Raw genomic sequence first — 11876 nt, 5'->3', positions numbered from 1 at the left:
AAAAAATATAAAAACTATTTTAACTTAGTTAAAGCACGTATTCTCGAAGATAAAGAAAATAAACGAATAAATCCTTCCGCATCTGAATGCTTATAAACATTATCTTGATTAAAAGTAGCATATTCTTTTGAATATAATGAATTTAAAGACTTTCTTTGAACTGCTACAACACTACCTTTATATAATTTTAACATTACCTCTCCATTAACTTCAGAAAACAATGAATCTATAGCGCATTGTAAAGATTTTCGAATTGGAGTAAACCAACGACCATCATATACTACTGAAGACATTTCTAAAGCAATTTTTTCTCTCCATTTAAAGCTTTCTCGATCAAAAACTAACTGCTCGATAGCTCGTAAAGCTACATAAATAATTGTACCACCAGGCGTTTCATAACACCCTCTAGATTTTATTCCAATAATTCTATTTTCAACGAGATCTAATCGTCCTATTCCATGTATTGAACCAATCTTATTTAATTGGATAATACATTGTAAAGGAGTTAAAATTTTATTGTTAATAGATACTACTGAACCTTTAACAATATTTAATAAAATATATTCTGCTACTTCTGGAGCTTTTTCTGGATCTACTGTCCAACTCCAACAGTCTTTATTTGTTTTCTGCCAAATATCTTCAAGAATCCCTCCTTCTGTAGAAATATGCAATGCATTTTCATCTTTACTATAAATTTTTTCTAAAGTTGCTGTAGTAGAAATATTTTTTTTATTCAAATAATTTAATAATAATTCTCTTGAATTTAAATTCCATTCACGCCAAGGAGCAATAATTGAAAGATTAGGTGCTAAAGATGCATAAGTCATTTCAAAACGAATTTGATCATTTCCTTTTCCAGTAGCTCCATGACATAAAAATTTTGCTCCAATTTTTTGTGCCAATTCTACTTGTTTTTTTGCTATAATTGGTCTTGATAATGCTGTTCCCAATAAATATAAACCTTGATATAAAGCGCCGGTTTTTAATATAGGAAATACATAATTTTCTACAAACTCATCTTTTAAATCAAAAATATGACAACTAGACGCTCCTGACTTTAATGCTTTTTCTTCGATACCACATAAATCATTTTTTGACTGTCCAACATCAGCTACAAAAGCAATTACATCAACTTTATAAGTTTCTTTTAACCAAGGAATAATTGCAGAGGTATCTAATCCTCCTGAATATGCTAATACAACTTTTTCTAAATTATTAACCATTTTTTATGCCCTAGTAAGAAAATTAAAATAAAAGCATAATACATATTAACATATATGTTTTTTAATATAATATTTAAAATTTTTAATATCCTGCTGTTTGAAAAATATTTAAAAAAAATTGAATTAAATTGAATGTAATTTTATAATTGTATTATTTTAGTAATAGACATTTTATTAATAAATAATATATAAAATAAGATAAAAGCTATTAAATTAAAACCTATCTAAAATATTTATTAAAAAATTATTTTTAATAAATATTTTATTTATTTTTAATAAATGTTTTTTAATTATTTAATCGAATTAAAAGATAAAAATAATACTAATTAATTTTTTCTAGATAAAATAGTTATCTCATCTAAAATAATTTTATTACTTTGAAATATATCTTAAAACATAACGACTAATTTAATTAAAATTTTTTTAAAAAATATATATATTTTAACTCCCAAAACCAAATAAACGACATATAGAGTATACTATATCTGATTGATTTAACGTATAAAAATGAAAATTTCTTACCCCTTCTTTATATAAATTCTTTATAATATCTATAATTATACTTGTACCTATTATTTTTTGAGTATGTAAATCATTATCTAATTCTTTAAATATTTCAAACATCCAATATGGAATTTGAACATTAGTTAATTCAGAAAATCGTTTTAACTGATTAAAATTATAAATAGGTAATATACCAGGTATAATTTCTACATTGATATTATTTTTTATACAATTATCTCTAAAACGTAAATAACTTTCAGTATTAAAAAAAAATTGAGTGATAGCTCGATTAGCACCTGCTTCAATTTTTCTCTTTAAATTTAAAATATCAGATTTAGCATCTCTTGCTTCTGGATGTATTTCTGGATAAGCTGCTACAGAAATATCAAAATTAGCAACTTTTTTTAATAAATAAACTAAATCAAAAGCATACATTTTATGTTGATAATTAATGTTATTTGAATCTCCTCTTAATGCAAATATACTTCGAATACCATTTTCCCAATAAAATTTTGCTATTTCTTTTAGTTCATTCGGTGTAGAATCAACACAAGTTAAATGTGGAGTAGTAATAACACCTGTTTTATTGTATATTTTTTTTACAGTATCATATGTTTTTTTACGCTCACCACTATTTGCACCATAAGTGACAGAAAAAAAAAATGGTTTCAATTGAATTAATTGTTCTATAGAAGAAAATAATTTTTTTTCTAAATTTATATTTTTAGGTGGAAAAAATTCAAAAGAACATTGTATAATCGTATTTAAGTTATTTAATTTTTGATTAATTATATCTTCATGATATTTATTTTTTAAAAAATTCATTTTTATAGAACTCCATTAAAATACTTTAATTACTATAGTATTATCATAAAATTTATATTATAAAATTTTATAATATAAAAAAATAACGTTTTAATAAATAAAACTTTAAATTAAAAAATCTTAAACATAAAAAATTATATGTACAAAAAAAAAACTATTTAAAATCTTTAAAAGATTTAAACACATTTTCAATTAATGTAACAGCAAAAAAAATTATTTTTGTTCAAAATATTCAATCATTATTAGAAATTTATAAAAAATGTAAATTGTCTAATACACCTTATATAATTTTAGGAGAAGGCAGTAATATATTATTTTTAGAAAATTATAAAGGAGTTGTTATAATTAATCGAATTAAAGGTATTAAAATTAAAGAAAAAAAAAATCTTGGCTATTACATATTTTTTCAGGTGAAAAATGGAATGATGTAGTTAAATATACAATGAAAATGAAATTTTTTGGTCTAGAAAATTTAGCATTAATTCCAGGATGTATAGGATCAGCTGCTATTCAAAATATAGGAGCATATGGTTTAGAACTAAAAAATATATGTGAATACGTCGATATCATTTCATTAAAAACTTCAAAAATAATAAGAATTAAAAACTATCTATGTAGATTTGCATATCGAGATAGTATATTTAAACATAAATATCAAGAAGGATATGCAGTGATTTCTGTCGGTATAAAAATATTAAAAAAATGGAAACCTATATTTTTTAAATCACTGATAAAAAATATTAATATTACAAAAGTTACACCTTATGAAATATATAATAATATATGCAAAATAAGAAGAAGAAAATTACCCAATCCAGATAAAATAGGAAATGCAGGTAGTTTTTTTAAAAATCCAATTATTACTCAAAAAAATGCAAAAAAAATTTTATCTATTTATATAAATATACCTTATTATCCACAAAATAATGGAAATATAAAAATTTCAGCAGCTTGGTTAATTCAAAAATATAATTTTAAAAATATTAAAATTGGAAATGCAAGTATTTATAAAAAAAATAAACTAATATTAGTAAATCAAAAAAAATCTCATGGATGGGAAATTTTAAAATTAGCTAAAATAATACAAAAATCTATTTTTAAAAAATTTAAAATTTGGTTAGAACCTGAAATTGATTTTATTCATTCTTTAGGAAAAATTGACTTATTAAAAAAAAATAATTAGTATATTTATTTTTTAATTTTAACTAAAATATTTTAAAACAATTTTTTATAAAAAAATATTTTTTAAAAAAACTTGCAATAAAATCGAAAAAACATATAATATTAAAAGTATTTATTTTTATAAAAACATTTTAATAAAGCCGGCTTAGCTCAGCAGGTAGAGCAACTGACTTGTAATCAGTAGGTCACCAGTTCGATTCCGGTAGCCGGCAAAATGGTGGGGTTCCCGAGCGGCCAAAGGGAGCAGACTGTAAATCTGCCGTCTTAGACTTCGAAGGTTCGAATCCTTCTCCCACCAAAAATGCGGACATCGTATAATGGATATTACCTCAGCCTTCCAAGCTGATGATGTGGGTTCAATTCCCACTGCCCGCTAAAAAAATTACTGCTGATATGGCTCAGTAGGTAGAGCACACCCTTGGTAAGGGTGAGGTCCCCAGTTCAAATCTGGGTATCAGCATTGATTAATAATAAAATTCAAAAAAATAACATTCAATCCAAAAAACCTCATCCTAGATTTTATAATCCTACAATTATCTCTAAAAAATTTAAAAAAATCATTTATGTATTTTAAAAAAAATATATATGGATAAAATATTAAAAATTTTTTACATATTTTTTCTTTTAATTATTTTTATTTTTATAATTCTAGGAGAAATTATGAATATACATAATTCTAAGCAAAAAAAATCTAAAAACATAGAAAAAATTAAATGGATTTTTATATCTGTTAATCTTATATTGTGTCTTTTAATCAACTATTTTTTTAATACGATAAATTCTTCTATACGGATACCATTAATAATATTTTTAATTATTTTTTCAATTGGTATTGCAAAATATACAAAAAAAGGAAAATCTATTTTATTATATATAAATGCATCAAAAAATGAAATGAAAAAAATAATATGGCCAAGTTATAAAGAAACTTTATATACTACATTTATCATTATTTTTGTAACAATAATTATATCACTTCTTTTATGGTGTTTAGATAGTATTATTTTTCATTTAATAACATTTGCTATTAGTTTAAGGTTATAAAATATGCATGAAAATTCAAAAAAGAAATGGTATGTATTGCAAGCATTTTCTGGTTTTGAAGGTCGTGTAGCACAGTCAATACGAGAACATGTTAAATCAAATAAAATGCAAAAATTTTTTGGAGAAGTTATGGTTCCATCAGAAGAAGTAATAGAAATTAGAGGAGGACAACGTAGAAAAAGTGAATATAAATTTTTCCCAGGTTATGTTTTGATTCAAATGATTATGACAGATACAACATGGCATTTAATTAGAAATATACCACGAGTATTAGGTTTTATTGGTGGAAAATCAGATAAACCATCACCAATTAGTCATAAAGAAGTTGAAACTATTATTAATCGACTTCGAAAAATTGGTGATAAACCAAGACCTAAAACTTTATTTGAACCAGGCGAAATGATTCGAGTTAATGACGGACCATTTGCAGATTTTAATGGTGTTGTAGAAGAAGTAGATTATGAAAAAAGTAGATTAAAAGTATCTGTTTCTATTTTTGGAAGATCTACTCCTGTAGAATTAGATTTTAGACAAGTTGAAAAAAATTAAAAAATATTTTATTAAAAGGTTTTTAAAATGGCAAAAAAAATACAAGCATATATAAAACTTCAAGTATCTGCTGGAATGGCTAATCCAAGTCCACCTATAGGTCCTGCATTAGGACAGAAAGGTGTAAATATTATGGAATTTTGTAAATTATTTAATACAAAAACAGAAAATATAGAAAAAGGTTTACCTATACCAGTAATTATTACAGTGTACTCTGATCGTTCTTTTACATTTATTACTAAAACACCTCCAGCATCTGTTTTATTAAAAAAAGCAGCTGGAATTAAATCAGGATCTAGCAAACCAAAAATAGAAACTCAAGGAAAAGTTACTAATTTACAAATTAAAGAAATAGCTAAAACTAAAAAAAATGATATGACTGGTGCAAATATTGAAAGTATGATCAAATCTATTAAAGGAACAGCTAAATCTATGGGTATAATAGTTCAGGATTAAGTTATAATGAAAAATAATAAACGAATAAAAAAAATAAAAAAAAGTATTAATCTAACAAAATTATATAATATAGATGAAATTATTTCATTATTGAAAAATTCATCAAAAGTTAATTTTATTGAAAGTATTGATGTAGCTATTAATTTAGGAATTAACCCAAAAAAATCAGATCAAAATGTTCGCGGAACTACTATATTACCACACGGAACTGGTCGAAATATTAAAATCGCTGTATTTACACAAGGGGAAAATATTTCAATAGCTAAAAAAGCTGGTGCAGAATACATTGGTATGGAAGATTTATCTGAAAAAATAAAAACAGAAGGTATTAAATTTCATACTGTAATTGCATCACCTGATGCTATGAAAATTGTTACTCAATTAGGACATATATTAGGTCCAAAAAATCTTATGCCTAGTCTTAAACTAGGAACAGTTACAACAAATATTGAAAAAGCAATTAAAAATGCAAAAACAGGAAAAATTTATTATCGAAATGATAAAAATGGAATCATACATGCAACCATTGGAAAAATTAATTTTGAAACTAATAAAATTAAAGAAAATTTTAATGTTTTTTTAAAATCAATAAAAAAATCAAAACCTCCTCAATCAAAAGGAATATATATAAAAAAAATAACTTTATCTAGTACCATGGGAGTTGGTTTAACTATAGATCAATCTGATTTATTTTAAAAATAATATGTTTTACTTTACGATAGAAAAAAAATTATTTATAATAATATCCCCTTTTTTTAAAAAATTAAATTTTTTCTATCACAAAGCAAAATTAACATTCCCAGTCATGAATATAATAAAAAATCTTTTCTCTAAATGTAAAATGTAGGAGAATACGATAAAATGGCATTAAATCTAAACAAAAAAAAAACAATTGTTTCTAAGATAAATCAAATTTCTAATTCAGCTATATCCGCTGTCATTGCAAACTATCAAGGAATATCTGTAAATAAAATAAATGAACTAAGAAAATTAGGACGTAAATTAGGCGTAAAAATGAGTATTGTTCGAAATACTTTACTATCTCTAGCAATTAAAAATACAAATTTTGAATGTTTAAAAAAAAATATCAAAGGTTCTACTTTTATAGCTTATTCCACAAATCATCCTGGTAGTGGAGCTAGACTATTTACAGAATTTCAAAAAAAAAACAAAAAATTTAAAATTATAGGAGCCGCATTTGAAGGTAAACTATTATCTAGTTTAGAAATTAATCAACTTGCAGATATGCCAACTTATGAAGAAGCTATAGTAAAATTTTTATTAATATTAAAAATTTTAGCTGCTGGAAAACTTATTTATATATTATCTGCTATAAAAAAGAAAAAAGAAACTTCTTAAGAGAAGTTATTATTTTTGATGGATTATCTAACATCTAAAATAATTCTAATTTTGATTAGGAATTATTGCTATGTCTATTACTAAAGAACAAATTTTAGAAGCTGTATCAGAAATGTCGGTTATGAATGTTGTTGAACTTATTTCAGCAATGGAAAAAAAATTTGGAGTTTCTGCAAATCTAGCAATGCAATCTAATAATAACCATGAAAACAAAACAGTTGAAGAAAAAACAGAATTTGATGTCATATTAAAAGTTATTGGTCCAAATAAAGTTCCAGTAATTAAAAGTGTTCGTAGTGCAACAGGATTAGGACTAAAAGAAGCTAAAGATTTAGTAGAATCTGCACCAGTTGTTTTAAAAGAAAATATGAATAAAAAAGATGCAGAATCGCTTAAAAAAACTTTAGAAGATGTTGGTGCTGAAATCGAAATTAAATAAAATACTTTTATTTTAATTTAATTAACTTCCATATATGGCTGGTGTTCTTAATTCACCAGCCCTTTTATAAAAAAATACTTAAAAAGTATATAAAATTTTTAAATAAAACAAATTATTTTAAGATTAAAATAGTTAATTTATAGCACTATCTCTTCTTCTAGATCAAACAATATCAGTTTTAATTTTTTTCTTTCAGCGAGCTTAGGAACCCTATGGTTTATTCTTATACCGAAAAAAAACGTATTCGAAAAGATTTTGGTAAACGTTCTCAAATTTTAGATATACCATATCTTCTCTCAATTCAATTAAATTCTTATAAAAAATTTATTAAAGTAGATCCAGATGGGCAACAAGGATTAGAAGCAGCTTTTCAATCTATATTTCCTATTCGAGGATATAATAGTAATTCTGAATTACAATATGTTAGTTATCGATTAGGAAAAGCGACTTTTGATGTTAAAGAATGTCAAATACGAGGTGCCACTTATTCTGCACCATTAAGAGTAAAATTAAGATTAGTAATTTATGAACGCGATATAATAGAACCTACAGTTAAAGATATTAAAGAACAAGAAGTATATATGGGCGAGATACCATTGATGACAAATAATGGAACTTTTATAATTAATGGTACAGAAAGAGTTGTTGTATCACAATTACACCGTAGTCCTGGTGTATTTTTTGATAGTGATAAAGGAAAAACACATTCTTCTGGAAAAGTATTATACAACGCTCGTATTATTCCATATAGAGGATCCTGGTTAGATTTTGAATTTGACCCAAAAGACAATCTATTTGTTAGAATTGATAGAAGAAGAAAATTACCAGTAACCATTATTTTACGCGCACTAAATTATAATACAGAAGAAATATTAAATTTATTTTTTGAAAAAAATATTTTTAAAATACATGAAAAAAAAATTAAATTAGAATTAATTTCAGAAAGATTGAGAGGTGAAACCGCATCTTTTGATATTCAAAAAAATGGAACAATATATGTAAAAAAAGGACGTCGTATTACTGCACGTCATATACAAGAATTAAAAAAATTTAAAATTAAATCTATTACAGTTCCAGTAGAATATATTTTAGGTAGAATAGTATCAAAAAATTACTTACATCCAATAACAAACGAAATAATTATTTCAGCTAATACTGAATTATCTTTAGAAGCATTAAATAAATTACGAAAATTAAATTTTAAAAATATTGAAACACTATTTACTAATGACTTGGATCACGGTCCATATATTTCAGATACACTTCGTATTGATTCTTCAAATGATCGAACAAGTGCATTAATGGAAATTTATCGAGTTATGAGGCCTGGTGAACCTCTTACAAAAGAAGCTACAGAAAATTTATTTGAAAATTTATTTTTTTCTGAAGATAGATATGATCTTTCATGTGTTGGACGAATGAAATTTAATAGATCTTTATCACGTAAAAAAATTAAAGGATCAGGAACTTTAAATAAAGAAGATATTATTGATGTTATAAAAAAATTAATTGACATTCGAAATGGAAAAGGGGAAGTGGATGATATTGATCATTTAGGAAATAGACGTATTCGATCTGTAGGAGAAATGGCAGAAAATCAATTCAGACTTGGGCTAGTAAGAGTTGAGCGAGCTGTAAAAGAACGATTATCAGTTGGAGATTTAGAAGCTTTAATGCCTCAAGATATGATTAACGCTAAACCAATATCTGCAGCTGTAAAAGAATTTTTTGGTTCTAGTCAATTATCTCAATTTATGGATCAAAATAATCCTTTATCAGAAATTACGCATAAAAGAAGAATTTCAGCATTAGGATTAGGTGGTTTAACAAGAGAAAGAGCTGGTTTTGAAGTAAGAGATGTTCATCCAACTCATTATGGACGAGTATGTCCTATAGAAACTCCAGAAGGTCCTAATATTGGATTAATTAATTCTTTATCAGTATATGCACGAACTAATTCTTATGGATTCTTAGAAACACCTTATAGAAAAGTAAAAAATAGATTAGTAACAAAAGAAATACATTATTTATCTGCAATAGAAGAAGGACATTATATTATTGCGCAAGCTAATACAAATGTAGATGAAAATAATTATTTCATTGATGATTTAGTTACTTGCAGACATAAAGGTGAATCAAGTCTATTTAATTCTAATCAAGTTGATTATATGGATGTATCTACTCAACAAATTGTATCTGTTGGAGCATCGTTGATTCCTTTTCTTGAGCACGATGATGCAAATAGAGCTTTAATGGGTGCTAATATGCAACGACAAGCAGTTCCTACTCTAAAAACTGATAAACCATTAGTAGGTACAGGAATGGAAAGAGCAGTCGCTGTAGACTCAGGAGTTACTATTGTAGCAAAAAGAAGTGGTATTATTCAATATGTAGATGCATCTCGTATTATTATCAAAGTTCATGAAGATGAAATATACTTAGGTGAAGCAGGTATAGATATTTATAATTTAACAAAATATACTCGTTCTAATCAAAATACTTGTATTAATCAAAAACCATGTGTTCAATTAAATGAAAAAGTTAATAAAGGAGATGTATTAGCTGATGGACCATCTACTGATTTAGGGGAATTAGCATTAGGACAAAATATGAGAGTAGCTTTTATGCCTTGGAATGGATACAATTTTGAAGATTCTATATTAGTCTCAGAAAAAGTTGTACAAGAAGATCGATTTACTACAATTCATATTCAAGAATTATCTTGTATATCTAGAGATACTAAATTAGGACCTGAAGAAATTAGTTCAGATATACCAAATGTAGGAGAAGCAGCTTTATGTAAATTAGATGAATCAGGTATTGTATATATTGGAGCAGAAGTTACTGGTGGAGATATTCTAGTAGGAAAAGTTACGCCAAAAGGAGAAACACAATTAACTCCAGAGGAAAAATTATTACGTGCTATATTTGGTGAAAAAGCATCTGATGTAAAAGATTCATCATTAAGAGTTCCTAATGGAGTTTCTGGAACAGTAATTGATGTACAAATTTTTATAAGAGACGGTGTAAAAAAAGATAAAAGAGCGTTAGAAATTGAAGAAATGCAAATTAAAAAAGCAAAAAAAGACCTTACAGAAGAATTTAAAATTTTTGAATTAAGTTTATTTTCAAAAATTAAAAAAACACTTCTCTCCTTCGATGTTAAAATAGAATATTTAAATAACTTGCCTTTTGAAAAATGGTTTTTAATTGATGTTAAGAACAAAGATATAAATAAAAAAATGGAAAAATTCATGGAACAACATCATGAATTAAAAAAAGAATTTGAAAAAAAAATTGAAATAAAACGTCAAAAAATTATACAAGGTGATGATCTTGCCCCAGGAGTTTTAAAAATAGTAAAAGTTTATCTAGCAGTAAAACGTCAAATTCAACCTGGAGATAAAATGGCTGGTAGACATGGAAATAAAGGAGTAATTTCTAAAATCAATCCTGTTGAAGATATGCCATATGATCAATATGGAATACCAGTAGATATTGTTCTAAATCCTTTAGGAGTACCTTCACGTATGAATATCGGACAGATATTGGAAACACATTTAGGAATGGCAGCAAAAGGCATTGGTGATCAAATTAATGATATGATAAAAAAACAAGAAAAAATTTCTCGTTTAAGACGATTTATTCAAAAAACATTTGATTTAGGAGATAATTTAAGACAAAAAATAAATTTAAACCAATTTTCAGATGAAGAAATATTATGTTTAGCAAAAAATTTAAGAAAAGGTCTTCCTATTGCGACACCAGTATTTGATGGTGCTAAAGAAAATGAGATTAAAAAAATGTTAGAATTTGCCAACCTACCTATATCTGGTCAAATTTTACTTTTTGATGGAAGAACAGGAGAAAAATTTGAAAGACCTGTTACAGTTGGTTATATGTATATGTTAAAGCTCAATCATTTAGTAGATGATAAAATGCATGCTCGATCAACTGGTTCTTATAGTCTTGTAACACAACAACCTTTAGGAGGAAAGGCTCAATTTGGTGGACAACGATTTGGTGAAATGGAAGTTTGGGCGCTAGAAGCATATGGAGCATCTTATACTTTACAAGAAATGTTAACTGTTAAATCTGATGATGTCAATGGAAGAACTAAAATGTATAAAAATATTGTAGATGGAAACCATCAAATGGAACCGGGTATGCCAGAATCCTTTAATGTATTATTAAAAGAAATTCGTTCATTAGGAATTAATATTGAATTAGAAAATGAATAAAATATTTATTAATTTTAAAAATAAAGACTTAAAACCTTCAAAAGTTTCACTCCA

General features: G+C 25.5%; 10 protein-coding genes and 4 tRNA genes. 12 read left to right on the top strand and 2 right to left on the bottom strand.

Annotated features, from left to right (window positions below; all coding sequences use genetic code 11):
• Positions 1 to 14: 14 nt before the first annotated feature.
• Both AB4W67_RS00240 and metF read right to left on the bottom strand, forming a co-directional pair.
• Positions 15 to 1223, bottom strand: a complete 1209-nt coding sequence (locus AB4W67_RS00240; protein ID WP_367682578.1) for an argininosuccinate synthase — start codon at positions 1221 to 1223, stop codon at positions 15 to 17.
• Between the two features lie 441 nt (positions 1224 to 1664).
• Positions 1665 to 2552 carry a methylenetetrahydrofolate reductase gene (gene metF / locus AB4W67_RS00235; protein ID WP_367682577.1) on the bottom strand — a complete coding sequence of 296 codons (888 nt, stop codon included), beginning with the start codon at positions 2550 to 2552 and terminating at the stop codon, positions 1665 to 1667.
• 400 nt (positions 2553 to 2952) lie between these two features.
• Here metF and murB point away from each other — a divergent pair, with 400 nt between their 5' ends.
• From murB to rpoB, 12 genes are all read left to right on the top strand, one after another.
• The gene (murB, locus tag AB4W67_RS00230; protein ID WP_367682817.1) at positions 2953 to 3735 is read left to right on the top strand and encodes a UDP-N-acetylmuramate dehydrogenase; all 783 of its coding nucleotides are present in this window, start codon (positions 2953 to 2955) and stop codon (positions 3733 to 3735) included.
• 138 nt (positions 3736 to 3873) lie between these two features.
• A tRNA-Thr gene (locus AB4W67_RS00225) sits at positions 3874 to 3946 on the top strand.
• Between the two features lie 4 nt (positions 3947 to 3950).
• Positions 3951 to 4032, top strand: a tRNA-Tyr gene (locus AB4W67_RS00220).
• A 5-nt stretch (positions 4033 to 4037) separates the two neighbouring features.
• Positions 4038 to 4109, top strand: a tRNA-Gly gene (locus AB4W67_RS00215).
• A 12-nt stretch (positions 4110 to 4121) separates the two neighbouring features.
• Positions 4122 to 4194, top strand: a tRNA-Thr gene (locus tag AB4W67_RS00210).
• Positions 4195 to 4394: 200 nt separating this feature from the next.
• On the top strand, positions 4395 to 4778 hold the full coding sequence (gene secE / locus AB4W67_RS00205; protein ID WP_367682576.1) for a preprotein translocase subunit SecE: 384 nt from the start codon (positions 4395 to 4397) through the stop codon (positions 4776 to 4778).
• A gap of 3 nt (positions 4779 to 4781) precedes the next feature.
• Entirely contained in the window at positions 4782 to 5327 is a 546-nt protein-coding gene (gene nusG / locus AB4W67_RS00200) for a transcription termination/antitermination protein NusG (protein WP_367682575.1), read from the top strand.
• Between the two features lie 27 nt (positions 5328 to 5354).
• A complete protein-coding gene (gene rplK, locus AB4W67_RS00195) occupies positions 5355 to 5783 on the top strand; it encodes a 50S ribosomal protein L11 (protein ID WP_367682574.1) in 429 nt (142 codons plus the stop codon).
• 3 nt (positions 5784 to 5786) lie between these two features.
• Entirely contained in the window at positions 5787 to 6479 is a 693-nt protein-coding gene (gene rplA / locus AB4W67_RS00190) for a 50S ribosomal protein L1 (protein ID WP_367682816.1), read from the top strand.
• Positions 6480 to 6644: 165 nt separating this feature from the next.
• Positions 6645 to 7142 (top strand): 50S ribosomal protein L10, encoded by a 498-nt coding sequence (gene rplJ / locus AB4W67_RS00185; RefSeq protein ID WP_367682573.1) that lies wholly within the window; start codon positions 6645 to 6647, stop codon positions 7140 to 7142.
• Positions 7143 to 7212: 70 nt separating this feature from the next.
• Positions 7213 to 7581 carry a 50S ribosomal protein L7/L12 gene (rplL, locus tag AB4W67_RS00180; protein ID WP_367682572.1) on the top strand — a complete coding sequence of 123 codons (369 nt, stop codon included), beginning with the start codon at positions 7213 to 7215 and terminating at the stop codon, positions 7579 to 7581.
• A 212-nt stretch (positions 7582 to 7793) separates the two neighbouring features.
• A complete protein-coding gene (rpoB, locus tag AB4W67_RS00175) occupies positions 7794 to 11822 on the top strand; it encodes a DNA-directed RNA polymerase subunit beta (RefSeq protein WP_367682571.1) in 4029 nt (1342 codons plus the stop codon).
• Positions 11823 to 11876: the final 54 nt, after the last annotated feature.

Source organism: Buchnera aphidicola (Protaphis terricola), assembly GCF_964059145.1.
Taxonomy (GTDB): Bacteria; Pseudomonadota; Gammaproteobacteria; order Enterobacterales; family Enterobacteriaceae; genus Buchnera; species Buchnera aphidicola_BP.
This window is presented reverse-complemented; position numbering and strand designations above follow the sequence as displayed.